General features: G+C 65.4%; 27 protein-coding genes and 1 pseudogene. 16 read left to right on the top strand and 12 right to left on the bottom strand.

Going from position 1 to position 25834, the window contains the following annotated elements; translation table 11 throughout:
- Positions 1 to 34 precede the first annotated feature (34 nt).
- The 6 genes and pseudogenes from EOB59_RS24085 to EOB59_RS24060 all read right to left on the bottom strand — a co-directional run.
- A pseudogene (locus EOB59_RS24085) lies at positions 35 to 229 on the bottom strand (hypothetical protein); the annotation flags it as partial.
- Positions 226 to 1209 carry a xanthine dehydrogenase family protein subunit M gene (locus EOB59_RS24080; RefSeq protein WP_128289392.1) on the bottom strand — a complete coding sequence of 328 codons (984 nt, stop codon included), beginning with the start codon at positions 1207 to 1209 and terminating at the stop codon, positions 226 to 228. The pseudogene EOB59_RS24085 and the gene EOB59_RS24080, both read right to left, overlap by 4 nt.
- A complete protein-coding gene (locus tag EOB59_RS24075) occupies positions 1206 to 1685 on the bottom strand; it encodes a (2Fe-2S)-binding protein (protein ID WP_127327750.1) in 480 nt (159 codons plus the stop codon). The genes EOB59_RS24080 and EOB59_RS24075 overlap by 4 nt, the downstream gene beginning before the upstream one ends.
- Before the next feature lie 230 nt (positions 1686 to 1915).
- Positions 1916 to 4174, bottom strand: a complete 2259-nt coding sequence (locus EOB59_RS24070; RefSeq protein WP_127809813.1) for a xanthine dehydrogenase family protein molybdopterin-binding subunit — start codon at positions 4172 to 4174, stop codon at positions 1916 to 1918.
- Positions 4164 to 5222, bottom strand: coding sequence for a xanthine dehydrogenase family protein subunit M (locus EOB59_RS24065; RefSeq protein ID WP_128289391.1), 1059 nt, complete (start codon positions 5220 to 5222; stop codon positions 4164 to 4166). Before EOB59_RS24065 ends, EOB59_RS24070 begins: the two co-directional genes overlap by 11 nt.
- Positions 5219 to 5716, bottom strand: a complete 498-nt coding sequence (locus EOB59_RS24060; RefSeq protein WP_127322359.1) for a (2Fe-2S)-binding protein — start codon at positions 5714 to 5716, stop codon at positions 5219 to 5221. Before EOB59_RS24060 ends, EOB59_RS24065 begins: the two co-directional genes overlap by 4 nt.
- Positions 5717 to 6006: 290 nt before the next feature.
- Here EOB59_RS24060 and EOB59_RS24055 point away from each other — a divergent pair, with 290 nt between their 5' ends.
- Positions 6007 to 6627, top strand: coding sequence for a TetR/AcrR family transcriptional regulator (locus EOB59_RS24055; protein ID WP_128289390.1), 621 nt, complete (start codon positions 6007 to 6009; stop codon positions 6625 to 6627).
- A 56-nt stretch (positions 6628 to 6683) separates the two neighbouring features.
- A complete protein-coding gene (locus tag EOB59_RS24050; protein ID WP_128289389.1) occupies positions 6684 to 7682 on the top strand; it encodes a bestrophin family ion channel in 999 nt (332 codons plus the stop codon).
- A 62-nt stretch (positions 7683 to 7744) separates the two neighbouring features.
- Here the strand turns inward: EOB59_RS24050 and EOB59_RS24045 are convergent, their stop codons facing one another.
- From EOB59_RS24045 to EOB59_RS24035, 3 genes are all read right to left on the bottom strand, one after another.
- Positions 7745 to 8749, bottom strand: coding sequence for an NAD(P)-dependent alcohol dehydrogenase (locus EOB59_RS24045; protein WP_128289388.1), 1005 nt, complete (start codon positions 8747 to 8749; stop codon positions 7745 to 7747).
- 49 nt (positions 8750 to 8798) lie between these two features.
- The gene (locus tag EOB59_RS24040) at positions 8799 to 9059 is read right to left on the bottom strand and encodes a hypothetical protein (RefSeq protein ID WP_128289387.1); all 261 of its coding nucleotides are present in this window, start codon (positions 9057 to 9059) and stop codon (positions 8799 to 8801) included.
- A 77-nt stretch (positions 9060 to 9136) separates the two neighbouring features.
- Complete coding sequence (locus tag EOB59_RS24035) at positions 9137 to 9889, bottom strand: thioredoxin family protein (protein ID WP_127267445.1); 753 nt, start codon at positions 9887 to 9889, stop codon at positions 9137 to 9139.
- 306 nt (positions 9890 to 10195) lie between these two features.
- On the opposite strand from EOB59_RS24035, the gene EOB59_RS24030 reads away from it, so the two are divergent.
- The 3 genes from EOB59_RS24030 (at position 10196) to EOB59_RS24020 (ending at position 13079) form a co-directional block, all read left to right on the top strand.
- A complete protein-coding gene (locus tag EOB59_RS24030; protein ID WP_128289386.1) occupies positions 10196 to 11416 on the top strand; it encodes a helix-turn-helix domain-containing protein in 1221 nt (406 codons plus the stop codon).
- A 36-nt stretch (positions 11417 to 11452) separates the two neighbouring features.
- The gene (locus EOB59_RS24025) at positions 11453 to 12085 is read left to right on the top strand and encodes a PQQ-binding-like beta-propeller repeat protein (protein WP_128289385.1); all 633 of its coding nucleotides are present in this window, start codon (positions 11453 to 11455) and stop codon (positions 12083 to 12085) included.
- A gap of 145 nt (positions 12086 to 12230) precedes the next feature.
- Positions 12231 to 13079: an aldo/keto reductase gene (locus EOB59_RS24020; protein ID WP_128289384.1), complete on the top strand. Its 849-nt coding sequence runs from the start codon at positions 12231 to 12233 to the stop codon at positions 13077 to 13079.
- Positions 13080 to 13152: 73 nt separating this feature from the next.
- On the opposite strand, the gene EOB59_RS24015 is transcribed toward EOB59_RS24020, so the two are convergent.
- Positions 13153 to 13458, bottom strand: a complete 306-nt coding sequence (locus tag EOB59_RS24015) for a hypothetical protein (protein WP_013530714.1) — start codon at positions 13456 to 13458, stop codon at positions 13153 to 13155.
- A 208-nt stretch (positions 13459 to 13666) separates the two neighbouring features.
- On the opposite strand from EOB59_RS24015, the gene EOB59_RS24010 reads away from it, so the two are divergent.
- A complete protein-coding gene (locus EOB59_RS24010) occupies positions 13667 to 15169 on the top strand; it encodes an ATP-binding protein (protein ID WP_127297074.1) in 1503 nt (500 codons plus the stop codon).
- A gap of 127 nt (positions 15170 to 15296) precedes the next feature.
- Here EOB59_RS24010 and EOB59_RS24005 read toward each other — a convergent pair whose 3' ends face one another.
- Both EOB59_RS24005 and EOB59_RS24000 read right to left on the bottom strand, forming a co-directional pair.
- Complete coding sequence (locus EOB59_RS24005; protein ID WP_127399380.1) at positions 15297 to 16079, bottom strand: SDR family oxidoreductase; 783 nt, start codon at positions 16077 to 16079, stop codon at positions 15297 to 15299.
- Positions 16080 to 16252: 173 nt separating this feature from the next.
- Positions 16253 to 16531, bottom strand: a complete 279-nt coding sequence (locus tag EOB59_RS24000; protein ID WP_127320453.1) for an usg protein — start codon at positions 16529 to 16531, stop codon at positions 16253 to 16255.
- 333 nt (positions 16532 to 16864) lie between these two features.
- Between EOB59_RS24000 and groES the strand changes: the two genes are divergently transcribed.
- The 10 genes from groES to EOB59_RS36630 all read left to right on the top strand — a co-directional run.
- On the top strand, positions 16865 to 17179 hold the full coding sequence (gene groES / locus EOB59_RS23995; protein ID WP_127255658.1) for a co-chaperone GroES: 315 nt from the start codon (positions 16865 to 16867) through the stop codon (positions 17177 to 17179).
- 56 nt (positions 17180 to 17235) lie between these two features.
- Positions 17236 to 18867 carry a chaperonin GroEL gene (gene groL / locus EOB59_RS23990; protein WP_127809822.1) on the top strand — a complete coding sequence of 544 codons (1632 nt, stop codon included), beginning with the start codon at positions 17236 to 17238 and terminating at the stop codon, positions 18865 to 18867.
- Between the two features lie 69 nt (positions 18868 to 18936).
- Positions 18937 to 19164: a hypothetical protein gene (locus EOB59_RS23985; protein WP_013530720.1), complete on the top strand. Its 228-nt coding sequence runs from the start codon at positions 18937 to 18939 to the stop codon at positions 19162 to 19164.
- A 92-nt stretch (positions 19165 to 19256) separates the two neighbouring features.
- Positions 19257 to 19550 (top strand): DUF982 domain-containing protein, encoded by a 294-nt coding sequence (locus tag EOB59_RS23980; RefSeq protein ID WP_127399278.1) that lies wholly within the window; start codon positions 19257 to 19259, stop codon positions 19548 to 19550.
- A gap of 337 nt (positions 19551 to 19887) precedes the next feature.
- A complete protein-coding gene (locus EOB59_RS23975; RefSeq protein ID WP_127320456.1) occupies positions 19888 to 20772 on the top strand; it encodes an AraC family transcriptional regulator in 885 nt (294 codons plus the stop codon).
- 252 nt (positions 20773 to 21024) lie between these two features.
- On the top strand, positions 21025 to 22104 hold the full coding sequence (locus EOB59_RS23970; RefSeq protein ID WP_127809824.1) for a sugar ABC transporter substrate-binding protein: 1080 nt from the start codon (positions 21025 to 21027) through the stop codon (positions 22102 to 22104).
- A 93-nt stretch (positions 22105 to 22197) separates the two neighbouring features.
- Positions 22198 to 23019, top strand: coding sequence for an ATP-binding cassette domain-containing protein (locus EOB59_RS23965; RefSeq protein ID WP_127809825.1), 822 nt, complete (start codon positions 22198 to 22200; stop codon positions 23017 to 23019).
- Positions 23016 to 24275, top strand: a complete 1260-nt coding sequence (locus EOB59_RS23960; RefSeq protein WP_127809826.1) for a sugar ABC transporter permease — start codon at positions 23016 to 23018, stop codon at positions 24273 to 24275. The genes EOB59_RS23965 and EOB59_RS23960 overlap by 4 nt, the downstream gene beginning before the upstream one ends.
- Before the next feature lie 22 nt (positions 24276 to 24297).
- Entirely contained in the window at positions 24298 to 25026 is a 729-nt protein-coding gene (locus EOB59_RS23955) for an SDR family oxidoreductase (RefSeq protein ID WP_127399316.1), read from the top strand.
- A gap of 109 nt (positions 25027 to 25135) precedes the next feature.
- Positions 25136 to 25834, top strand: a 699-nt coding sequence (locus tag EOB59_RS36630; RefSeq protein ID WP_245486728.1) for an FGGY family carbohydrate kinase, incomplete at its 3' end; no start/stop codon positions are given.

Here is a 25834-nt window from a genome sequence, read left to right as displayed (position 1 = left end):
GCACACCGCCGCCCGACAAGCCCTATTGCCCGCTCGCGCGCACCTTGCCGGATGCAATCGTGCTCCCGACCAGCACGGCGTAAGCGAGGCCTTCGAGCTGCTGCTCGATGGCGTATTTCGCCGCGCCGGTGATTTTGGCCGGACCGTCGACGCGCGACAGCCGGCCGCCGACGGCTTCGGCAAAAGCGCCGTCGGACGCATCCCCATGCCTGATGTTGTGAACGGTCATGCCGTCTCTCCCAATTTGAGGATGGCGCGGGAGACGACGCGCGGCGCCAGTTCGACCTTGTAGTGGTTGGCGCCATGGTCGACGGCGCCTTCGACGGCGAGCAGGCTGGCGGCGCGGACTGCGTCCGGCTCCAGCGCGTTGCCTATCAAGGCTGCCTCAACGGCTCGCGCCCGCCACGGCTTGGTCGCGATGCCGCCAAGCGCCACCCGCAAATCGCGGATCGTTCGGCCGTCGGGTTCGAACTCTATGCCGACAGCGGCACTTGCCGCCGCGAATTCATAGGACTGCCGGTCGCGGATTTTCAGGTAGGTCGAACGCCGGGCAGAGGACGAGCCGGGGATCTCGATGGCGGTGATCATCTCGCCCGGTTCGATCGCATGTTCCCTATCCGGCGTGGTGCCGGGCAGCAGGAAAAAATCGTCGACCGGGATCTGACGCTCGCCGAGATGGACTGTTGCGTCGAAGGCGACCAGCGCCACGGCGAGGTCGCCTGGATACATGGCGATGCAGGCGTCGCTGGCGCCGAGCACGGCGTGGCCCCTGGTGACGCCGCCTATGGCCGAACAGCCGCTGCCGGGTTCCCGCTTGTTGCAAGCGGAGAAATTCCCGGGATCACGGAAATAGGGGCAGCGCGTGCGCTGCATCAGATTGCCGCCGATGGTCGCCATGTTGCGGATCTGCGCGGAAGCCGCCTGCCACAGGGCTTCCGACACCGCAGGAAAGCGGCTCTTGATGTCGGCATGGTCGGCGACATGGCTCATCCTGGCCAGCGCGCCGATGGTGGCGCCGCGTTCGTTCACCTCGATGCTGTCCAACCCCTTGAGATGAGCGATGTCGACCAGCGTCTCGGGTTCGGCGACGCCGCATTTGGCGAGATCGATCAGCGTGGTGCCGCCGGCCAAGAGCATGGCGCCGGGCAGGGCGGCCACTTGGCGTGCCGCATCGACCGAGCTGGCGCGCACATACGAAAAATCCCTCATGATGCGACCTCCAAGGCGGCTTGGCGAATGGCGGCGACGATGTGCGGATAGGCGCCGCAGCGGCAGAGATTGCCGGCCATGTATTCGCGGATCTCGCCGTCGGAGCCGGCATGGCCCTCACGGATGCAGGCGACGGCCGACATGATCTGGCCCGGCGTGCAATAGCCGCACTGGAAGGCGTCCTGTTCGAGGAAGGCAGCCTGCACGGGATGCATTTCGCCCTCCCGTGCAAGCCCCTCTATGGTGGTGACGGTGCGGCCTTCGGCTTGGGCGGCCAGCGTCAGGCAGGCCAGCACGCGCTCGCCGTCGATATGCACGGTGCAGGCGCCACACTGGCCGTGGTCGCAGCCCTTCTTGGTGCCGGTCAGGCCGAGCCGGTCGCGCAAGGCGTCGAGCAGTGTCACACGCGGCTCGATGTCGAGCCCGTGAAGGTCGCCGTTGATGTCGAGATGGACCGGGATCGTTGTTTTCGTCATGGGCATCTGGCTCCAGTTGCTTGACGCGAAGTCGTTGATCTCATGTTGGGCCGGCGAGGAGCTAGCGCCCGCTGTCCGGCCCTTCGCTGTCGCTCCGGACCGTTCGGGCGTTCAGCCCTTTAAAAAGGTCCACTGGACCTTTTGATCCGCCCGAAGGCGGACCGGGCCTTCACCGTTCGTCGGACGGGAAAGCCAAGCATTGGCTTCCCGTCCGCTAGGCGGACCACTCCTCACCCCAGCAGGTCCTCGATGCGGATCGGAAAGCGCCGGGGTCGCACCCCGGTCGCATGCCAGACCGCATTGGCGACGGCGCCGGCCGTGCCGGTGATGCCGATTTCGCCGACGCCCTTGATGCCAAGCGCGTTGACGTGAGGGTCGTCCTCGTGGACCAGCAGCGCCTCGACCGACGGAACGTCGGCATTCACCGGGACATGATATTCGGCGAGGTTGGCATTCTGGATCCGGCCCGAGCGCCGGTCGGTGATGGCTTCCTCATGCAGTGCGAACGAGACGCCCCAGATCATGCCGCCATAATACTGGCTGCGCACCAGCCTGGGATTGATAACCCGGCCGGCGGCGAACGCGCCGACCAGCCTTGTGACGCGGATTTGGCCGAAATCCGGATCGACCTTCACCTCGGCGAACACGGCGCCATGCGCGTGCTTGGCATAGGTCTCCTGGGACGCCGGGTCGGGGGCACCTTTGCCATGGCCCTCGATCTCGGTCAGGCCTGCACGTGTGAGGATCTCGGCATAGCTTTCACCGCGGCTTTCATCGTCGCGCCGATAGAGGCGGCCACCGCGCGCCAGCACGCCTTCATTGCCGGCGCCGTAGAGCGGTGAGTGCTCGTCACCGGTGGCGAGATCGGCGAGCCTGGCGATGACGGCGGCACCCGCATTGTGGATCGCCATGCCGGCCGTCGCCGTGTGGCCGGAGCCGCCGGCAATGCCTGCATTGGGCAGATCGGAACTGCCGGCCCTGAAATCGACCTGGTCGATATCCAGTCCCAGTCCGTCGGCGGCGATCTGGGCGAAGGCGGTCCAGGCGCCTTGCCCCATGTCCTGCGCGCCGGTCTCCATCAGGCCGCTGCCATCGCTTCTCAGCACGGCGCGGGCCTCGGCGTGGAACATCAGGGCCGGAAACGTCGCCGTGCCCATGCCCCAGCCGGTCAGGAAACCGTCCGCGTCGCGCATCAGCCGCGGCTGAAGCGGGCGGCTTGCCCAGCCGAACGTCTCGGCCGCTTGCCTGTAGCATTCGCGCAGCGCCTTGGAGGAAAACGGCTTGCCGGTCATCGGCTCGACCTCGGCATAGTTCCGCAGCCGGAATTCCAGCGGGTCCATGCCACAGGCGTGAGCCGCCTCGTCGATGGCGCTCTCCAGCGCGATCGAGCCGGTCGCTTCGCCGGGCGCCCGCATGAACAGCGGGGTACCGGTGTCCAACCGCACCGCATCGTGCGAGGTGGCGATGGCCGGGCTGGCGTAGAGCGTGTGCGAGGCATCCGCCGCCGGTTCGAAGAAATCGTCGAACGTGCTCGACGCAGTCTTGGCGTGATGGTCGAGTGCCGTCAGCCGCCCTTCGCCATCCATGCCCAAGCGCAGCGTCTGGCGCGTCGGCGCACGGTGGCCGACCGGGCCGTACATCTGCTCACGCCGCAGCACCAGCTTGACCGGACGGCCGACGAGACGCGCCGCCAGGATGCCGAGCACCTGCGGTCCGGAGATCATGCCTTTCGAGCCAAAGCCGCCACCCAGGAACGGGCTGCGGATGTGGACGTTTTCCGGTGCGATGCCGAACAGGCCGGCGATGCGGCCCTGCGCCATGGCAAGGCCCTGGCTCGGCGTGTCGATCGACAGTGTGTCGCCATTCCAGGCGACGACGATCGCATGCGGCTCCATGGCGTTGTGGTACTGGGCCGGCGTCTCGTAGGTGGCTTCGATCCGTGTCTTTGCCGATTTGAGGCCGGCCTCGACATCGCCCTTGTGCTGCACGGCCGGACCGCCGACGCCTACGCCACGCGGCACGAAGCTTTCAGCGCCGTCCAGGCCAACGCGCGCCGGCAGCACTTCATAGCGCGGCGACAGCAAAGCCGCCCCCTCGGTTGCCGCCTCCAGCGTCTCGGCGATTACCACGGCGATGCTCTGGTTGGGGTAGCGGACCTGATCGTTCTGCAGCAGGTCGAGCCGGAACATGAAGGGGTGGTCCTTGGCGTCCGGGTCAGCGGCGAGCGCCGGCCGGTTCTTGGGCGTCATCACCTCGACCACGCCCTGGTGCGCCTTTGCCGCCTCGATATCCAGAGCGGCAACGCGGCCGCGCGCGATGCTGCTGACCGCCAGCACGGCGTAGAGCATGCCGGGCGGGTGGTTGTCGGCGGCATAGCGCGCGGCTCCGATGACTTTCAGAAAGCCGTCGCGGCGGGTCAGCGGCTGGCCGATGCTGGAGCCCTGCCGGGCATGGGCGGGTTGCTGGTTGAGGCTGAGTTCAAGCGTCATGGCGCGCTCCGGGAATGTTCGAGAACGGGGAGGCAGGAAGGGCTGGCAGACGCTCGGGCGTTCCCGAAAGCGCAGATATCAGCGCCCTGACCACGATGCGGCGGGCAAGCTCGATCTTGAAGGCATTGTCGCCGGAGGGGCTGGCATCGGCCAAGGCAGCGTCCGCGGCGCTCGCGAAGGTCGCCTCGCTGGCGTCCGCGCCGAGCAGGACGGCTTCCGCCGTTCGGGCCCGCCACGGCTTGGCCGCGACGCCGCCCAGTGCCAGCCTTGCGGCGCGGATCTTGCCGCCATCGACGACGAGCGCTGCCGCGGCCGATACGACGGCAAAAGCATAAGAGGTGCGTTCGCGGACTTTCAGGTAACGGGCATTGGCGGAGAAGGAGGCCGCCTCCGCCGGCAGGCGCACCGCCACGATCAGGTCGCCGGGCTCCAGCGCATTCTCCCGCTGCGGCGTTTCGCCGGGAAGCCGGTGGAATTCCTCCAGCGTCACATGGCGCCGGCCCCCCTTGCCCTCGATCTCGACCACGGCGTCGAGCGCCACCAGCGGCACGCAGAAGTCCGACGGGTGGGTGGCGATGCAGGCATCGCTCCAGCCGAGCACGGCGTGCAGGCGGTTCTCGCCTTCCAGCGCGTCGCAGCCGGTGCCTGGCTGGCGCCTGTTGCAGGCGCTGGCGGTGTCGTAGAAATAGCTGCAGCGCGTGCGCTGCAACAGATTGCCGCCGACGGTGGCGGCGTTGCGAAGCTGCGCCGAAGCACCCGACAGCAGCGCCTCGGCCACCGCCGGATAGGATTTGGCGAACGCCGCGTCATGGGCGAGATCGGCATTGCGGACCAGCGCGCCGATGCGCAGGCCGCCATCGTCCTGCCGTTCGATGCGGTTGAGCTCCGGCAGCCGGGAAATGTCGACGATACGCTCGGGACTGGTGATGCCGCCTTTCATCAGGTCGAGCAGATTGGTGCCGCCGGCGAGATAGGCCGAACCCGGCTCGGCTGCCGCGGCGATGGCGTCGGGGATGGTGGCGGGCCTGACGTAATCGAAATCTCTCATGCCGCGGTCCTCCGGTCGGCTTTGACAAGCTGTTGCTGGGCTTCCAGGACGGCCTCGACGATGCCGCCATAGGCCGCGCATCGGCATATGTTGCCGCTCAGCCCCTCACGGATGCGTTCGGGATCGTCGCCGGCCTGTGCCTCGGCGATCAGGCCGAGCGTGCTCATGATCTGGCCGGGTGTGCAGAACCCGCACTGGAAGCCGTCATGGGCGATGAAGGCGGCCTGCACCGGATGCAGTTCCTCGCCGTGGGCGACGCCTTCGATGGTCAAGACTTGGGCGCCGTCATGACTGACCGCCAGCGCCAGGCATGAGTTGATGCGCTTGCCGTCGACCAGCACCGTGCAGGCGCCGCACTGGCCGCGGTCGCACCCCTTCTTGGTGCCGGTGAGATCGAGCCGCTCGCGCAGCAGGTCGAGCAGGGTTACGCGTGGATCGACCTCCAGTTCGTGTCGGTGGCCGTTGATGGTGAGGGTGATGGGAAGGCTGGTCATGGGCGTCTGGCTCCAGTTGCTTGACGCGGATGGGATTGAACTGGTGCCTTGCCGCGGAAGGGCAAGGTAACCGTTCGGTCAGGTCTTGACGGCGAAAGCGGAGATGGCAGCGGATCTCCCGCGAGACAGGCGGGCAGGGGAGATGTCGGCTTGCGTGTTCGAAAGACGTGACATACCGGTTCCCCTGATTATATGATAAAGGTGCTCCACTAAAACGGAGGCGCCTCCGTTTAATACGTGGTGGCTGAACCGGCCGGGTTCAAGCCCCCTGACACGATGTGGAGAAAAAATTGGCCAGCGAGCCGTCCGCCATTGCTGAACAGAAGGCCGAGGTTGTAGACGCAAAGCCGTTGCGCGCCGATGCGCGGCGCAACCGCGACCGGCTGGTCGAGGTGGCGGTGTCGGTCTTTGCCGAGCGCGGCATCGATGGCTCGCTGGAGGAGATCGCGCGCCGCGCCGGCGTCGGCATCGGCACGCTCTACCGGCATTTCCCGACGCGCGAGCATCTGGTCGAGGTGGTCTATCGCCGCGAGGTGGAGGCGCTGTGCGCGGCCGCCGGCGAGCTTGCCCAGAAACATCCGTCCGATGTCGCGCTGGAACAGTGGATGCAGCGCTTCGTCGACTACATCGCAACCAAGCGCGGCCTGGCGACCAGCCTGCGCATCGTGCTCACCACCAATTCGACGCTGTTTTCCGACACGTTCGGCCGGGTGTCGCAAGCCTTGCGACAGCTGGTCGAAGCGGCGGTGGCCGACGGCACCATCCGCGGCGACGTCGACGCTTCCGACGTGCTGCACGCGCTGGGCGGCATCTACTCAGCGCCCGACACCCCCGAATGGCGCGACCGCTCCCGCCGGCTGGTCAAGCTGTTGATGGACGGGTTGCGGTTCGGGGCTGCAAAGGCACAATGAGGCGACGAGATTCCGCCCGTGCAAAACCACACCTGTCGATAAATTGAGGGGACCCAATGTATGTAGGCCGTTCCTACAAAATAGTGGATTTCGCGCTGTGGTCGCGGCGCAGCGTCATCTACATGGTGGTGGTGAGTGGACTGGCCGTGGCGACCTACCGTCTTCCAGGCATCGCCGGGTTTTCGGTGCCATGGTCGGTGGTGCTGGTGCTTGGTACCACCGTGTCACTCGTTGCCGGGTTCAAGAATTCGCAGGTGTTCACCCGCAGCAGCGACGCGCTGCAGGCTTTTACGCAAATTACGGCCAGCAGCCGGTTGTGGTCCAATTTCTGCAGGGATTTCCTCGACGCGCCGACGGCCAGGCAGCTCATCTATCGCCACATCGCCTGGATGACGGCGTTGCGTTTTTCCCTGCGCCGGCCAATGCCATGGGAATCCATGGCGCGGGCCGCCAATATCGAATACCGGCGGCGCTACCGCATCCATGAGGATGCGAGCTCGATCGCCGACGAATTGCGTCCGCTGCTCGCCGAACAGGCCGAGGACGTCCTGAAATCGCCCCAGCCGGCGATCACCCTGCTCGAACGGCAATCTGTCCAGGTCAATGCGCTGTTCAAGGACACAAAGCTCCCTCCTCAGATCTATGGCGAACTGACCAAGCTGATCCGCGACTTCCATGACCAGCAGGCGCGCTGCGATCGCATCAAGAACAATCCCTATCCCCGGCAATACGCCATCGTCAGTTCGATGTTCGTGATGATCTTCTGCACGCTGTTGCCGTTCGGGGTCGTTCCCGTCTTTGCCGATATGGGCAAACTGGGTGGGGCGCTCGGGTCGATCGCGATCTGGTTGACGATCCCGTTCAGCACGCTGCTGGGCTGGGCCTACATGTCCCTCGACCAGGTCGGCGAAAGCAGCGCCAACCCGTTCGAGGGCAACGCCAACGACGTCCCGATCTCGCAGATATGCCGCGACATCGAGATCGAGTTGCGCAGCGGGCTCGGCGAGGCCGATCTTCCCAAGCCCCTGCTGCCGGTCAACGACATCGCGACCTAGGCAGGATCAAGACGAAGGCGCGGACCCGAAGGTCCCTTCATCGTGCTGCTGGCGGAGGCCGCTCAAACGTCGAGGCAGACCTTGCCGAAATGCTTTTGCGTTTCGTAATGCGCGAAGGCGGTGGCGATGTCCTGCAGCGGAAAATGGCGGTCTATGACGGGCTTCATCCTGATAGTCTCTATCGCCCGGATCATATCCTCCTGGTCGGCCCGGCTGCCGATGGAGATGCCGCTGATGCGGATCTGGTTGGAAAACAGGGCGGGGATAGACACTTCCGCCGCAAAACCGGTCAGGACGCCGACCAGGGCGATGTGACCGCCCGTTCTGCAGGCCGCAATCGACTGCGCCAGGGTGGCGGGTCCGCCGACCTCGATCACGTGATCGACACCGCGTCCGCCCGTCAGATCCCTGGCCTTGCGACCCCAGTCCGGGACGGACTTGTAGTTGATGACGGCGTCGGCTCCGAGGCGCTTGAGCCGCTCCAGCTTCTGCTCGTCGGATGAGGTGGCGATGACCCGGGCGCCGGCGGCTTTGGCGAATTGCAGCGCGAACAGCGATACGCTGCCCGAACCGAGGACCAGCACCGCGTCGCCCGGCTTCACCTTGCCGCACACAACCAGGCCGCGCCAGGCAGTAACGCCCGTGCAGGTGAGCGACGCCGCCTCGACATGCGTATAGCCTGCCGGTGCCTTGGTGAAAGCGTGCGCCGGCATGCAGACATACTCGCTGGCGAAGCCGTCGAAACTGTCTCCCGGAACATCGCGCCGGGTGCAGGGCGTCATGTCACCGCCCAGCCACCAGGGATAGAAGACGCTGACGACGCTGTCTCCGGGCTTGAGTGCATCGACACCGTCGCCGAGGGCAATCACTTCGCCGGCGCCGTCGGAGAGCGGAACGCGGCCGTCGGCGAGAGGCATCTTGCCTTGCACGGCAAAGTCGTCGCGCAAGTTCAACGCGCAGGCCCGGATCCTGACCAGAACCTCGCCCGGCCCTGGCTGGGGCGGATCTTCCTCGACCAGGTCGAGATTGCCCAAGCCGCCCGGCGCTCTCAGCCTGACCAGTCTCATTGTCTTCTCCGATGTGCGGGGTGTCTGGAATTGGAACGGCGCGCTGCGCCTAGCGGACCCGCCTGCCGGAAATCACCCGCAGCCAGGGCGCCAGATGGAATGCGCTCATCAGCAGATACATCGCGGCCATGCCCGTGGGGGGCGAGGCGTCGGTGCCCATGCACAGCATGGCCGCATCGCCGCTGAAGATGCAGGTGAGCAGCGCCATCACGGCAAAGGTCGGTGCCGCGGCAAGGCAAAGCCAGTCGGCCAGCCCGAGGGTGGCGGCTTCCGGGATCGTGCTGCCGGCACCTGTGTGGATATCGCTCATCGCCTTAATCCTTCATGCCAGCCACGACAGGTTCCTCTCTCCACGGAATTGGGAGAGGAACCCAAGCGGGACAACCGTTACTGCTCGCCCTTGTCCCTGAACGCCGCCTCGCCGGCAGCAGAGACTTCTTCCCATTTCTTGTCGGCCCCGGCGTCGTAATTGTCGTGCCAGTTCCACCAGGAGTAGAGGGGGGTCTGCGGATAGCCTTCGGGCGAGTCTTCCCAGATTTCCTGGCGGCCGAGCGGCGTCGCGTCGAGATAGCTCCAGACGGTGCCCATCGCCTCGTCGCCGCGGCTGTTGATGAGATAGGTGCGGAAGATGCGGTCGCCGTCATGGATGAAGACGTTGTGGCCGTGCCATTCGTCGACGCCGAAGTCCTTGTCGAAACTGTCAGTGATTGTGTACCAGGGCATCTGCCAGCCCATCCGCTGCTTCAGCCGCGCAATGTCGGCTTGCGGGGCACGCGAAGCGTAGGCAAGCGTGGTGTTGCGGGCGTTGAGATGGGCGAGGTGGCCGACCTGGTCGGCGCCCAGCGAACAGCCGCGGCAGGCATGATCGGGCCAGCCATGCACGCCGGGCTCGAAAAAGGCGCGGTAGACGATCAGCTGGCGGCGGCCTTCGAACAGATCGAGCAGGCTCGCTCTGCCGTTCGGCCCCTCGAACACATAGGCCTTGTCGACTTCCATCCACGGCATGCGCCGGCGCTCGGCGGCCAATGCGTCCTTGGCCCGTAGCGTTGCCTTTTCCTTCACCAGCATCTGTTCGCGGGCGGCTTCCCAGTCCTGCCTCGAAACGATCGGCGGGGTCTTCATTGCGATGTGCTTGGTCATTGGTCGTCTCCTTTGCCAGTCTGTTGTCGCTTGCTGTCAGCCAGAATAGGGCGGTGAAGCGCGGGGGTGGGAGTTACAAGTGTGACGGGATTTGCAGGAGCCGGCCCGTCGCAGCAGGGGTGGCGCATCCTCACGGTGCCTTCGGCCGCGTCATGGAGAGGAGTGTCGGTTGGCATTGTCGGTTCTCCCTTGGCGTGCCGCACGTTGCCGATAGAGTTGGCCGATGCGGCTTGCCGGTTCATGGTACGGATTTAAGTTAGGGCGGCGACGCACAAGGGTGGGAGTTACAAGTGTGACGGGATTTGAATGGATTCGCTGATCACCGCCGCGGCGCTGGCGCTGGCCGGAGGCGATCCGCTCGGCGCGCTGGATCGCGTCGCCCTGCGCGAGGATCCGCCGGCGCTGGCGCTGCGCGGCATCGCCATGGCGCAACTTGGCGATCTTGATCGCGCCAAGGCGCTGCTGCGGCGGGCCGCGCGTGGCTTCGGCCCGAAAGAAGCGGTAGCGCGTGCCAGATGCGTTGTTGCCGAGGCCGAGATTGCGCTGGTCTCACGGGATCTCGGCTGGCCGGCCAAGGCTTTGGATGCGGCGCGGGCGACGCTGGAAAAGCATGGCGACCGGCTGAACGCAGCGCATGCCGGCCACCTCAAGGTGCGCCGCCTGCTATTGATCGGCCGTCTCGACGAGGCCGAAGACGTGCTGGGCGGGCTCGATCCGATGCCGCTTCCGCCGGCCTCGCGCGCCGCCCACGAGCTGGCCGTCGCCGGCATCGCGATGCGGCGCCTCAAGACGAAGCGGGCGCGCAGGGCGTTGGAGTGGGCACGCCACGCCGCCCGCCAGGCCGGCATCGTGGGGCTCATCGCTGAAGTCGACCGTGCATTCCTGGCGCTGGATACGCCGGCGGCGCGGCTGATCGCGGCTGGCGAGCAGCGCTCGTTGCTGCTTGAGGACGTCGAGGCGTTGCAAGCGTCGCCGGCATTGCTGGTCGATAGCTTTCGCTATGTCGTGCGCCAACAGGAGAAAAGGGTCTCGCTGGCAACGCGCCCGGTGCTGTTTGCGCTGGCCCGTACGCTCGCCGAAGCGTGGCCAGGCGATGTGTCGAGGGCGAGGCTGATCGCGCAAGCCTTCGGCGGCAGGCACGCCGATGAATCGCACCGGGCACGGCTGCGGGTCGAGATCGGCCGGCTGCGCACCGAATTGCGCGGCCTGGCCGACATCGGCGCGACCAGCCAGGGCTTCGCGCTGGCGCCGCGCCAGGCACGCGAGGTGCTGGTGCTGGCGCGGCCGATCGAGGAGCGGCACGCGGCGGTGCTGGCTTTCCTTGCCGATGGTGAATCCTGGGCGAGTTCGGCGTTGGCGCTGGCGCTTGGCACCGGCCAACGCAGTGTGCAACGGGCGCTCGAGCAGCTTGGCGAGGCCGGCAAGGTGCAGTTTTTCGGTCACGGCCGGGCGCGCCGCTGGATGACGCCGCCGGTGGCGGGATTCACGACCACCTTGTTACTCCCGGCGCCGCTGCCGAGTGGTTAGTAAGGGACATCAGACCATCTCAGTGAGGACAACGACATGAAACAGTCAGCGGCCGAAATTCTGCGCGAATACGGACCCTTTCCAGATGTGGAGAGGGTGCATGGGGTGAGTTTTGACGGCAACAATGTCTGGTTCGCCTCGGGCGAGAAGCTGAACGCCTTCGACCCGGAAAACGGCCAAGCGCTGCGCTCGATCGACGTCGCGGCGCATGCCGGCACCGCCTGGGACGGCCAGCACTTCTTCCAGCTTGCCGACGACCTGATACAGAAGATCGACCCTGATACCGGCCAGGTGCTGGCGACCATTCCGGCACCGGGCGGCGGCGGCGATTCCGGGCTGACCTGGGCCGAAGGGACGCTCTGGGTGGGGCAATATCGCGAACGCAAGATCCACCAGATCGACCAGGAGACAGGGGCGATCCTGCGCACCATCGAATCCAACCGTTTCGTCACCGGGGTGACATGGGTCGAGGGCGAGCTGTGGCACGCCACCTGGGAAGGCGACCAGAGCGACCTGCGCCGCGTCGACCCGCGATCAGGCAAGGTTCTGGAGAAGCTCGACATGCCGGCCGGGATGGGCGTGTCGGGACTGGAATCCGATGGCGGCGACCGCCTCTATTGCGGCAGCACATCCGCCGGGGTGGTGAGGGCGGTGCGCCGGCCGCGGTGAGGATGCGGCCGACGCCGAAGTCACACTTGCAGGCGCACTTCACACGGCAATTTGTCCGCTGTCGGCTGGTCGTCGCATCCTGTCGGACCTAGATAGGCTGTGCACCGGGCAGACCGCCCGGACCCGCTTTGCAAAGGATCCCCCCATGCCTGAACAGCCCATCATGCCCGAACAGATTGCATTGAACGACGGCTCCGCCATTCCCCAGCTCGGCCTTGGCGTGTGGCAGGTCGACCAGGATATTACCGCCGAGGTGATTGGTTGGGGCATCGAGGCCGGCTATCGCCTGATCGACACCGCCGAAGGCTACCAGAACGAGGAAGGGGTCGGAGAGGCGGTCCGCAGCGCCGGCGTGTCGCGGGCTGAGCTGTTCATCACCTCGAAACTGCGCAACGGCGCACACCAGCGCGATGCGGCGCTGCGCGCCTTCGATGACACCATGGCCAAGCTCGGCATTGAGCAGATCGACCTGTTCCTGATCCACTGGCCTGTGCCCAGCCAGGACAAATATGTCGAGGCCTGGAAGACGCTGGTCGAACTCCGGCAGGCCGGCCGCATCAAGTCGATCGGCGTTTCGAACTTCAACCAGGACCATCTGGAGCGGATCATCGCGGAAACCGGCGTGACGCCCGTCGTCAACCAGATCGAGTTGCATCCCCAGTTCCAGCAGCGCGGTGTCAGGGACTTTCACGCCAAGCACGACATCCGTATCGAAAGCTGGAGCCCGTTGGGCAGCGGCCGGCTGCTCGGCGATCTGACCATTTCAGGCATCGCCAAAAAACATGGCAAGTCCGTCGCCCAGGCGATCATCCGCTGGCATCTCCAAGAGGGGCTGATCGTCATTCTAAAGTCGATCCGCAGGGATCGCATCGCCGCCAATTTCGATGTCTTCGATTTTGAACTGGATGCCCAGGACCTGCAGACGATCCGCGGCATGGATTCGCCCGAAGGCCGCAACGGGCCCAACCCCGCCACGGCCGCGTTCCTGTTCTGAGGACTGCCGACCGCGAAGCTGCCGATCTCCCGCACGAGGGGGAGATTGGCCAATCTCCGGCCTCTCCGCGCGCTTAAATCCCGGACCCATCCAGCTGCTGGGCGTCTTCGCCTTCCCAGGGCGCTGGCATGGACGCACGGCTGAGGTTTGCCGTCGGCAACGGCATCCAGCACTTCAGTTCCGGGTCGGCATATTCGATGACGCGCCCGGGCGAGGAGTCCGACGCGCGCCAGCCTTCCGAGGCGAACTGGTCAGCACGCGACCAATAGGCAAGGTCTACTTCCGCCGGTCCCTGTTCGGACGGACGCACCGTGACCAGGATGCGGCTGCCATCCTTCGGCGCCGTCGACATGTGGCGCCACCGTTCGGGCTCGTCCATCGCATTCCTCCTCGCACTCGTAGCGTTGGGTGGAGTGTCGCCTCGTGGTCCGAAGGGGTCAACCCAAAGTTTGCGCCAGGCATCGGCTGATGACCCCTCCAGGCGGTGCCTGCACAGTTGTGCGCAACACGCCGCAGGCGGTCATGCACGCTCGACGGGCTGTGACCCAGTTGATAAGCCCGTCTGCGAAAGGAGCGCCTGAGTCGAGATGACCGTTGCGATCGAGATGGGACAGACGACCGCGGGCGCCCCGGCGAAGCTGGATCTTGAGGAACTGCTCGCGACTCGCCTTTTGGTGCAGGGCAATTCAGGCTCCGGCAAGTCGCATCTGCTGCGGCGCCTGCTGGAGCAGAGCGCACCCTGGGTGCAGCAGACCATCATCGATCCCGAGGGCGACTTCGTCTCGCTGGGCGACCGTTACGGCCATCTGGTGATCGATGCCGAGCAGCATACCGAGCGCGGCCTGCAGGCGGCCGGCGAGCGGGCGCGCATGCATCGCGTCTCCACCGTGCTCAATCTCGAAGGCCTCGACGCCGAGAACCAGATGCGACGTGCCGCCGCCTTCCTCGGCGGGCTGTTCGAGGTCGCCCGTGACCACTGGTACCCAATGCTGGTGGTGGTGGACGAGGCGCAGCTGTTCGCGCCGGCGGTGGCCGGCGAGGTGTCGGACGAGGCGCGCAAGCTTTCGCTCGGCGCCATGACCAATTTGATGTGCCGTGGCCGCAAGCGCGGGCTGGCCGGCATCATCGCCACCCAGCGGCTGGCCAAGCTCGCCAAGAACGTCGCAGCCGAGGCGTCCAATTTTCTCATGGGCCGCACCTTCCTCGATATCGACATGGCGCGTGCCGCCGATCTTCTGGGCATGGAGCGACGCCAGGCGGAAGCGTTCCGCGATCTGGAACGCGGGCAGTTCATGGCGCTCGGCCCGGCCCTGTCGCGCCGTCCGCTGGGGCTGCGCATCGGCCCGACCGACACCAGCCCGCGCAACGGCACGCCGCGGCTCATGGCAATGCCGGAATCCGCGCTGGAAGACGCACGCGCGATCATCCTGGCGGCGCCGCCACCCGAGACGGTGCGCACGCCGCGCCGCCCGGCGTCGCCGGACCTGCTCGACCAGCTGATGGCGGCCAAATCGGCGGCACTGGAAATGCGCCCCGAGCCGGCGGAGCCGCAAATCAGCGCCGAGGATCTGGCCGAGCGTCGTGAGCGCGTCGACCGTGTGCTGCGCGCCATCCTGGCGCAGCCCGATGCGGGTTTTCGCGTGATCGGGGTGCTCTATCAGGAATTCGTGGTCCGCTGCCGCATAGAAGGCCTCGCGTCGGTCGTGCCGGACCTGCCGGAGTTCCGCCGCATGCTGACGCGCGCCCGTGCCGGCCTTGGTTCCGAGACGACGCAGGATGACGCGTGGCGGGACGTTTCCGTCCGCGCGTCGCTGCTGCCCGACGACATGCAGGGCGTGTTCATGATGATCGCCCGTGCGGCGAAAGAGGGCTGGCCGTGCCCGAGCGACGCCGCGATCGCCCGTGCCTACGGCTCGCACTCGCTGCGCCGCGCCCGGCGCCTCTTGACCTATATCGAGGAGCAGGGCCTCATCGTCTGCCAACTCGACGGGACAGGCCGGCGCACCGTGACGCTGGTCGAATTGGCCTGGGCCACCGCACCGGGAGATCCGAATGCCGAGGAGGTGGAGCAGGGGAGCCTGGCGCTGTGAGGCGGCGCGGGTGCTTTGAGCGAATGGGGCGATAGGCTTTTTCAGTCACCCTCATCGCGACCAACTTCTGACGGCAACGGTGCCGACGCGAAATGCGTCATGCAGGGCGCATGCGTTTCGATGGCGCTCACCGGTTCGCCCCGATCACCCACTGTTCCTGGTCGACGAGCGTGCCGGTCATCGGCCCGGCAGCATCCGAAAGCAGGAAGACGGCGAGGTTGGCGATGTCGCTCGTCGAGAACAGGCGGCCGAAGGGTTGCGAGGCGTTGGCGGCATCGAGCCAGCCCGGCCCGTTGCCCAGCGTGTCGGCCTGCATGACACGTTCGGCCGGCGTGTCGGTCCAGCCGACATTGATGCCGTTGACGCGGATGCGATCGAAGCGATGGGCGTTGGCGGCGTTTTTGGTCAGCGTGGCCAGCGCGCCCTTGCTGGCGGAATAGACGGCGAGTTCCGGCGAGCCGCAATGGGCGTTGATCGACAGGATGTTGACGATGGCGCCGCCCTGGCCACGCTTCTTCATGTCGGCGATGGCCGCCTGCATAAGGAAGAACGGTGCCCGCGCGTTGACCGCGAACAGCGAGGCCCAGCCATCGAGATCGGCGTCGAGGAACGAGGCCCGGTCGGTCAGCCCTGCGGCGTTGACCAGCGCATCGATGCGGCCGAAGCGCTCGATGCAGGCTTGCGCCAAAAGGGCAGGGGCCGCCGGGTCGGCGAGGTCCGCGGCGACGAAGACCGTCGGCGTGCCGAGCCGCGAAAGCTCTTCCGCCACGGCATCGCCGCGGGTCTTCTCGCGCCCGGTGACGAGCAGGCCGCCGGCGCCGCAGCGCGCCAGCGTCTCGGCGATGGCGCGGCCGATGCCTTGCGTCGAGCCGGTGACCAGCGCCACCTTGCCGTTGAGCTGAAGCTCCATTCCTCTTCCCCACCTCGCATCTGGTTTCAGGCTAGCGCGGCAGGATCGTTTTACAACATGGAAATTGGAAATCTTGGAGCGGAGATTGTTGGCGCTGCGTGGGGCCGGCAAGAGCCTGCTCCAACGTCGTCGCTCCGGGGGCGAAGCAGGAGCGGAGTCCGTCCCAAAGACCTCTAGTGGACCGTGATGATGCCCTCGACGGCTCGCCACTCCGAAGGCCGGATGAGCCGGTGATGAGCAACGCGGACCGAGTGCAGCGGACCGTCGAGTTCGCGCTCCCAATATTGGAGAAAGCCCTTGAGTTCGGGAAAGGCCGGAGCGAGATCATAGTCCTGCCAGACATAGAGCTGAAGCAGGCTCGGATGATCAGGCAGGTGATAGTGGATTTCGGCCGTCGTCAGGCCATAACCTTCCATTTGCAGGCGGAATTCGCTGCTGACCGTATCGGCCATGTCTTTCTCCTTCTCTCTCCGTTCAGGCCTCCAGCCCGCGACGTCCGTATTGAACTCGCCCGATGCCATGCCGGGGACGATCGGTTCCTCTTCAAACAACGTCGCGAGAAGCTCGGGGGTTCCGAAAATAGCCGCGCCATAACAGTGCGTTGGCGCCCTTTCTGGTCGAATGGAAAAATTTTTTCGCCGGTCTCTTGAAACCGAAAAACGGCAAAACTAGCTCGATATGCGCCGCGATGCCTGACGAAGGGTCGGGGCGTTCCGCACCGGTCCGATATTGCCGGTTCGGTGCGGAGGAACCTCAAAAACCTGTTTGTCCACGAGGAGAACGACATGGCGTTCCGTCCATTGCATGACCGTATTCTGGTCCGCCGCCTTGAAGCCGAGGAGAAGACCTCCGGCGGCATCATCATCCCCGATACCGCAAAGGAAAAACCGCAGGAAGGTGAAGTGCTCGCCGTCGGTCCCGGCGCGCGCGACGACAGCGGCAAGCTTGTCGAACTCGATGTCAAGGTCGGCGACCGCATCCTGTTCGGCAAATGGTCCGGCACCGAAATCAAACTCGACGGCGAGGACCTGCTCATCATGAAGGAAAGCGACGTGATGGGTGTCATCGATGAGATCGCCGAAGTGAAGAAGGCCGCCTGACGGCTTCTTCGTATCCATCCAGTCAACGAATGCTGCCTAGATAAAGGAGTGATCCAATGGCTGCCAAAGAAGTGAAATTCCATACCGAAGCGCGCGAGAAGATGCTGCGCGGCGTCGATATCCTTGCCAATGCGGTAAAGGTGACGCTCGGTCCCAAGGGGCGCAATGTCGTCATCGACAAGTCGTTCGGCGCTCCGCGCATCACCAAGGACGGCGTCACCGTGGCCAAGGAAATCGAGCTTGAAGACAAGTTCGAGAATATGGGCGCCCAGATGGTGCGCGAAGTGGCTTCCAAGACCAACGACCTTGCCGGCGACGGCACGACGACCGCAACGGTGCTTGCACAGGCGATCGTCAGGGAAGGGGCCAAGGCGGTTGCCTCGGGCATGAACCCGATGGATTTGAAGCGCGGCATCGACAAGGCGGTCGATGCGGTGGTCGCCGAACTGAAGACCAATGCCCGCAAGGTCACCCGAAACGACGAGATCGCGCAGGTAGGCACCATCTCCGCCAATGGCGATGCCGAGATCGGCCGTTTCCTCGCCGAGGCAATGGAGAAGGTCGGCAATGAAGGTGTCATCACGGTGGAGGAGGCCAAGACCGCCGAGACCGAACTCGAAGTCGTGGAAGGCATGCAGTTCGACCGCGGCTATCTCTCGCCCTATTTCATCACCAACCAGGACAAGATGCGCGTCGAACTCGATGAGCCTTATGTGCTGATCCACGAGAAGAAGCTCTCCAACCTGCAAGCGATGCTGCCCGTGCTTGAAGCCGTGGTGCAGTCGGGCAAGCCGCTCTTGATCATCGCCGAGGATGTGGAAGGCGAGGCGCTGGCGACGCTGGTCGTCAACAAGCTGCGCGGCGGCCTCAAGGTCGCGGCCGTGAAGGCGCCGGGCTTCGGCGACCGCCGCAAGGCCATGCTGGAAGACATCGCCATTCTCACCGGCGGCACCGCGATCTCGGAAGATCTCGGCATCAAGCTGGAAAATGTGACGCTGCAGATGCTGGGCCGCGCCAAGAAAGTGGTGATCGAGAAGGAAAACACCACCATCGTCGACGGTGTCGGCCGCAAGGAAGAGATCCAGGGCCGTGTCGCGCAGATCAAGGCGCAGATCGAGGAGACCACCTCCGACTACGACCGCGAGAAGTTGCAGGAGCGGCTGGCCAAACTCGCCGGCGGCGTTGCGGTGATCCGGGTCGGCGGCTCGACCGAGGTCGAGGTCAAGGAGCGTAAGGACCGCGTCGACGATGCGCTGCATGCGACCCGCGCGGCCGTCGAGGAGGGCGTGCTGCCTGGCGGCGGTGTCGCGCTGCTGCGGGCAGCCAAGGCGCTCGATGCCGTGCAGACCGACAATGCGGACCAGAAGACTGGCGTCGATATCGTGCGCCGTGCCATCGAAACGCCGGTCCGGCAGATCGCCGAGAATGCCGGCGCCGAAGGCTCGATCATCGTCGGCAAGCTGCGCGAGAAAAGCGAATTCGGCTGGGGCTGGAACGCCCAGACCAACGAATTCGGCGATCTCTACGGCCAGGGCGTCATCGACCCGGCCAAGGTGGTGCGCACCGCTCTCCAGGACGCGGCATCGGTCGCCGGCCTGCTGGTGACCACGGAGGCGATGGTGGCCGAGAAGCCGAAGAAGGAAGCCGCCGCCCCGGCAATGCCCGCCGGCGCCAGTATGGACTTCTGAGGTCACGGCCAATCCGCCCGCTTCCCTGGCGGGGAGCGGGCGTCATCCGAAGAGAAAGTGGAGGTAAAGATGGATGCAATGGCTGGCCTCGGATCCGTACCGGCTCCTACGCACCAAGCGAAGGAATTCCTGGCCTACGAAACAGAATGCAGGAACGTGCTGAAGCCGCTGCTGGCAGGGCTGCTCGACATGGCTGAAGCTGCCGGCTGGAACCGGCGAACCGCGGCGTCGGCACTGATGTTCCTTGCCGCGCAGCAAGTGTCGGCAACATCCGAGGTATCCGCCGGCAGCGGTTGAACGGGAATCGGCCAGTCCATTCACCTATCCGCGGCGGGCCGCGCTCCCGGTGCTCGGCCCGCTACAGGCACAATCGAGAGGAGGCACAAGCCATGAATCGCGGGCAATTTGAGGAACCGGTCACCCTTCTGGTCGGAATGGGCTTTCCGAGGAAGATCGACAGCGTGATGGAAGCTTACGCACTGCTGCAGGACTGGCCGAGCGCCGGCCGCAACGGCGCCCATGCCGTCGCACTCAACGCTTGCAAGGAGGGCATCGTCGGCGAGATTGATTCGGAGACGGTGCGGGCCACGCTGGTCAGCTTCGCGCGCCGCCACGACATATTGGTGCCGGAGATGGTTTCGCCGCTCGCGACGGCGGCCGGTGGTGCGCTGCGCACGAGGTGAACTGACGATGACGGCGCTGCAACAGCGCCTGAACACGCTGTTCTTGCGATAGGCCAGGCGACCACGGAGACGCCGGAATTCCTTTCCGGGCGGGCGGCATCCTCGTTGGTCAATTGAGCGAACGCGTCAGCAAGACTGACCTGTTCTGCCCGAATAGCGCTTCTGAGCGCCGCCTCCCGGTTAAAAAAGTATCATCCGTTGTCTTGAATCGTGGTGGCGCCTGTTGTCATGAGCCGGTACCTTGGCTCTTGAAATGCAGAGCCGAAACCAATTCGGCCGGGTTAGGGAATTAGGCCGAACGCGGCAGATATCCGTGCCGGCCCGGGAGGAAACGGACATGGAACCGGACCTGGAAGTTGTCCAGATACGACGCGGTGAGTCCTTCAAGGCGTGGTCGCACGGCTACCCCTTCCACACGGTGCGCTGGCACTTCCATCCCGAATATGAACTGCATCAGGTGATCTTCACCAACGGCCGCTATTTCGTCGGCGACTTCATCGGCGAGTTCGAGCCGGGCAATCTGGTGCTGACCGGACCGAACCTGCCGCACAATTGGGTCAGCGATATCCCTAGGGACAGTTCGATCCCGCTGCGCGGCCGCATCATTCAGTTTTCCGAAAGTTTCATCGGCGATGCCATGCATGTGCTGCCGGAGTTGGCGGGACTTGCGGCTCTGCTCGAGGCGTCGCGGCGCGGCGTGCTGTTTTCCAGCCGCACCAGCAAGGCGCTGGCGCCGCTGATGGAAGAGATGATGCAGGCGCAAGGCGTGCGCCGCATCGAACTGTTCATGATGATCGCCGGCCTGCTCAGCCGCGCCCAGGAATTCCAGCTTTTGGCCAGCGCCAGCTACCGGCCCGATCCCTCCGGCTACATGACCGCCGGCATGAACAAGGCGCTCGCCTATATCAGGGAGAACCTGACGCAGTTGTTCGACGAGGCGGATCTCGCCGCCATCGCCGGCCAGTCGACCGGTGCGTTCTCGCGCTCGTTTCGCCGTCACACGGGCATGTCGCTGGTGCAGTATGTGAAGCGGCTGCGCATCAACCTCGCCTGCCAGATCCTGATGAGCGACGAGCAGGCCTCGATCACCGACATTTGCTACGAGGTCGGCTTCAACAATCTGTCCAATTTCAACCGGCAGTTCCTGGCGGAGAAGGGCATGCCGCCCTCGCGCTTCAGGCGCCTGCTGGCCGACAACATCAACGCGGGAAAAGCCGCTTAACGGAGGAGCCAGGGAGGAACCAAGGGAGGAATTTTTCTTTTGCATGACGACGTGAGCCGCGTGGAGCGGTTCGCGATGGAGCACACTTGTCTCAAATTTCCTCCGCTTAGCGGAGGATGTAGGCGCGGACTCGAAAGGCCGGCGCCGGACCCTAATTCCCAATTGCAGTTTGGGGCGAGGGCGGAGGCGTGTCTCCACACCAAAGCAGTCAACGACCTTCTTACAACCATATCCAGAAACGGAGAAGACCGAATGACCAAACTTTCATCTTCATTGAAGTCCGCTGGCAAGTCCGCCGGCATGGCAGCCCTTGCGCTGTCGCTGCTGGCTGGCACCGCCATGGCCGCCGAAGTCACCGACGCCACCGTGGCCTTCCTGATGCCCGACCAGGCCTCGACCCGCTACGAGCAGCATGATTATCCCGGCTTCGCCGCCGAGATGAAGAAGCTGTGCCCGGGCTGCAAGGTGCTCTACCAGAACGCCGATGCCGACGCCTCGCGCCAGCAGCAGCAGTTCAACTCGGTGATCTCGCAGGGCGCCAAGGCGATCGTGCTCGACCCGGTCGACTCGACCGCCGCCGCCTCGCTGGTCAAGCTGGCGCAGAGCCAGGGCATCAAGGTCATCGCCTATGACCGGCCGATCCCGACAGCGCCGGCCGATTTCTATGTGTCGTTCAACAATGAAGGCATCGGCAAGGCCATCGCCGACTCGCTGGTCGAGCACCTGAAGGCGCTGAAGGTCGATCCGGCCAGCGGCGGTGTGCTGCAGATCAACGGCTCGCCGACCGACGCGGCGGCCGGCCTGATCAAGAAGGGCATCCATGCCGGCCTCGACAACAGTGGCTACAAGATCCTGGCCGAATACGACACGCCGGAATGGGCGCCGCCGAAGGCGCAGCAATGGGCCGGCGGCCAGATCACCCGCTTCGGACCAAAAATCCTCGGCGTGGTTGCGGCCAATGACGGCACCGGCGGCGGCGCCATCGCGGCCTTCAAGGCGGCCGGCGTCGATCCGGTGCCGCCGGTGACCGGCAATGACGCGACGATCGCGGCACTGCAGCTGATCATCGCCGGCGACCAGTACAACACCATCTCCAAGCCGAGCGAGATCGTGGCGGCGGCCGCCGCCAACATCGCCATCAAGCTGCTTTCGGGCGAGACGCCGAAGGCCGAGATGACGCTGTACGACACGCCCTCGCAGCTGTTCACGCCGGCCGTGGTGACGCAGGAAAACCTGAAGGCCGAGATCATCGACAAGAAGATCAACACCGCGGCCGAACTCTGCGTCGATCGTTACGCGGAAGGCTGCAAGAAGCTGGGCATCGGGAACTGACCGCGACCCTTGCCCGCTCCGCTGCCTGGCCACCGTGCGGTGGCCAGGCAGCGCTCATCCGACATTTGAACCGGTTTTGAAAGGCTTCCTGGCATGATCGATACCCCGGACGAACCGGTTCCGGCAGGCGAGCTGGTGCTCAGCCTGCGCGGCGTTTCGAAGAATTTCGGCGCCGTTTCGGCGCTCACCGACATCGATCTCGATGTCCATGCTGGCGAGGTGGTGGCGCTGGTCGGCGACAATGGCGCCGGCAAGTCGACCCTGGTCAAGATCCTGGCCGGCGTGCATCAGCCGAGTTCGGGCACCATCAATTATCGCGGCCAACAGGTGACGCTTGCAGATCCGAGTGCGGCGCTGACGCTCGGCATAGCCACCGTGTTCCAGGATCTGGCGCTGTGCGAGAACCTCGACATCGTCGCCAACATCTTTCTCGGCCGTGAGCTCAACCCGCTGCGGCTGGACGAGGTGGCGATGGAAGTGCGCGCCTGGACGCTGCTCAACGAGCTATCGGCGCGTATCCCAAGCGTGCGCGAAGTGGTCGCTTCGTTGTCGGGCGGCCAACGCCAGACGGTGGCGATCGCCCGCTCGCTGCTGCTCGAACCCAAGCTCATCCTGCTCGACGAGCCGACGGCGGCGCTCGGCGTGGCGCAGACGGCGGAAGTGCTCAACCTGATCGAGCGCGTGCGCGACCGCGGCCTCGGCGTCGTCATCATCAGCCACAATATGGAAGACGTGCGCGCCGTCGCCGACCGCATCGTCGTGCTGCGGCTTGGCCGCAACAACGGCATCTTCACCCCCGATGCCTCGAACCAGGAACTGGTCAGCGCCATCACCGGCGCGTCGAACAATTCGGTATCGCGGCGCGCCGAGCGGAGACAGGCCAGGCAAGACCGAACCCAGGAGCCACGCCCATGAGCCGCGAAGCCGAACAGGCCGCCCCCGTGCCGCCGCAGCTCGACCGCGCCGATGTGCGCGTCAAGCACGAGGCGGGGATCGGCGGCGCCATCCGCAGGTTCTTCGACCGGGTCCGCTCAGGCGATCTCGGCTCGCTGCCGGTCATCGTCGGGCTGGTCATCATCTGGACGGTGTTTGCCAGCATCAACCCGATCTTCTTGTCATCAAGCAATCTGGTCAATCTGCTGTTCGATTGCTCCACCGTGGGAGTCATCGCGCTCGGCATCGTCTGCGTTTTGATGGTCGGCGAAATCGACCTGTCTGTCGGTTCGATCAGCGGCTTTGCCTCGGCTATGGTCGGTACGCTGTGGGTCAACCAGGGCTGGCCGGTGGCGCTCGCCATTCTGGCCGCTGTCGCCGTCGGCGGCTTTATCGGCGCACTCTACGCGCTGCTGTTCAACCGGCTGGGCATGCCGAGCTTCGTCTCGACGCTGGCCGGTCTGCTGGCGGTGCTTGGCCTGCAGCTCTACATTCTCGGCTCGACCGGCTCGATCAATCTGCCCTACGGCTCGAACCTGGTGAATTTCGGCCAGCTGCTGATGATGCCGAAGTTCGTCTCGTTCGCTCTGGCGGCCGTGCCCGGTATCGTCATGCTGGTCACCGGCCTGCGCACTGTCGCGCGCCGCCGCGCCGCCAACCTGTCGGCGCCGTCGACCGGCGGGCTCGTCACGCGCGCGGTCGTGATCACGGTCATCCTCGAACTCATCGTCTTCTATCTCAACCAGGCGCGCGGCATTCCGTGGATGTTCGGCCTGTTCGTCGGCCTGGTCATATCAATGCATTACGCGCTGACGCGGACCAAATGGGGCCGCTCGATGTCGGCGGTCGGCGGCAACCGCGAGGCGGCAAGGCGCGCCGGCATCAATGTGCGGCTGATCTATTCGAGCGCCTTCGTGCTGTGCTCGATGCTGGCCGCTTTCGGCGGCGTGCTGTCGGCGGCCCGCCTGGCCTCGGCCAGCCAGCAGGCCGGCACCGGCGACGTCAACCTCAACGCCATCGCGGCGGCCGTCATAGGCGGTACCAGCCTGTTCGGCGGTCGCGGCAGTGCGTATTCGGCGCTGCTCGGCATCATCGTCATCCAGTCGATCGCCAGCGGCCTGACGCTGCTCGATCTGTCCTCGTCGCTTCGGTACATGATCACCGGCGCCGTGCTTGCCATCGCGGTCATCGTCGACTCGCTGGCACGCCGCTCGCGTGTCTCCCATGGCCGGGCCTGAACCCATCAACAGGAAGCAAGACATGAGCGAAAAACTGTCCGGAAAAGTTGCCGCCGTCACCGGCGCGGCATCAGGCATCGGCCTCGAATGCGCCAGGCACATGCTGGCGTCCGGCGCCACCGTGGTGCTGGTCGACCGCGCCGAGGCGACGCTGAACAAGCTCTGCGCCGAACTCGGCCCCAAGGCGATCCCGCTGGTCATCGACCTGATGCAGCCGGCCAGCGTCGCCACCATGATGCCGCAGATTCTGGAGAAGGCCGGCCAGCTCGACATCTTCCATGCCAATGCCGGCGCCTATGTCGGCGGCGAGGTGGCGACCGGCGATCCCGACGCCTGGGACCGGATGCTCAACCTCAACATCAATGCCTGCTTCCGCTCGATCCAGGCGGTGCTGCCGCACATGATCGAGCGCAAGACGGGCGACGTCATCGTCACCAGTTCGATCGCCGGACTGGTTCCGGTGGTCTGGGAGCCGATCTACACGGCCTCCAAGCACGCCGTGCAGGCCTTCGTCCACACGGTGCGCCGGCAGGTCGCCAAGCACGGCCTGCGCGTCGGTGCGGTGGCGCCCGGCCCGGTGGTGACGGCGCTGGTCGACGACTGGCCGAAGGCCAAGCTCGAGGAAGAACTCGCCGCCGGTGGCCTGATGCAGCCGCGCGAAGTGGCCGAAGCGGTGATGTTCATGCTGACCCGCCCGCGCAACGTGACGATCCGCGATCTGGTGATTTTGCCGCAGAGCAATGATCTCTAAGCGAATAGGGAATAGGGAGTAGCGAATAGGGAAGAATCCAACGACCTACCTACTCGCTACTCGCTACTCGCTACTCGCTACTCGCTACTCGCCAAACCGAAGGTTTCACATGCCCCATTATCTCGGCATCGACGTCGGCACCGGCAGCGCGCGGGCCGGGGTGTTCGACCACACTGGAAACATGCTCGCCTCTGCCAAGCGCGATATCGAGGTCTGGCGCGAGGCCGGCGACATTGTCGAGCAGTCGAGCAACGACATCTGGCGGGCGGTGTGCGCGGCCACGCGGGAAGCGGTCGCTCAATCGGGCGTGGCGCCCGAGGCGATCGCCGGCATCGGGTTCGACGCCACTTGTTCGCTGGTGGTGCTGGGCGAGGGCGGCGTGCCGCTGCCGGTGAGCAGATCCGGCAATTCGGAACGCAACATCATCGTCTGGATGGATCACCGCGCGGTCGAGCAGACGCGCCGCATCAACCGCAGCGGCGAGGCGGTGCTGAACTATGTCGGCGGCGTCATATCGCCGGAGATGGAAACGCCGAAACTCCTTTGGCTGGCCGAAAACCTGCCCGACACGTTCAACGCCGCCTGGCAGTTCATGGACCTCCCCGATTTCCTCACCTGGCGGGCGACCGGCAGCCTTGCCCGCTCGGTCTGCACGGTGACTTGCAAATGGACCTATCTGGCGCATGAAAGCCGCTGGGACGAGGCCTATTTCCGCACCATCGGACTAGGGAGCCTGGCCGACGAGGCATTCGCGCGCATCGGCACGCAGATCGTGCCGGCGGGTGCCGCACTTGGCAGCGGGCTGACC

Origin of the sequence: Mesorhizobium sp. M7A.F.Ca.MR.176.00.0.0 (genome assembly GCF_004023165.1) — a bacterium.
GTDB lineage: Bacteria > Pseudomonadota > Alphaproteobacteria > Rhizobiales > Rhizobiaceae > Mesorhizobium.
This window is presented reverse-complemented; position numbering and strand designations above follow the sequence as displayed.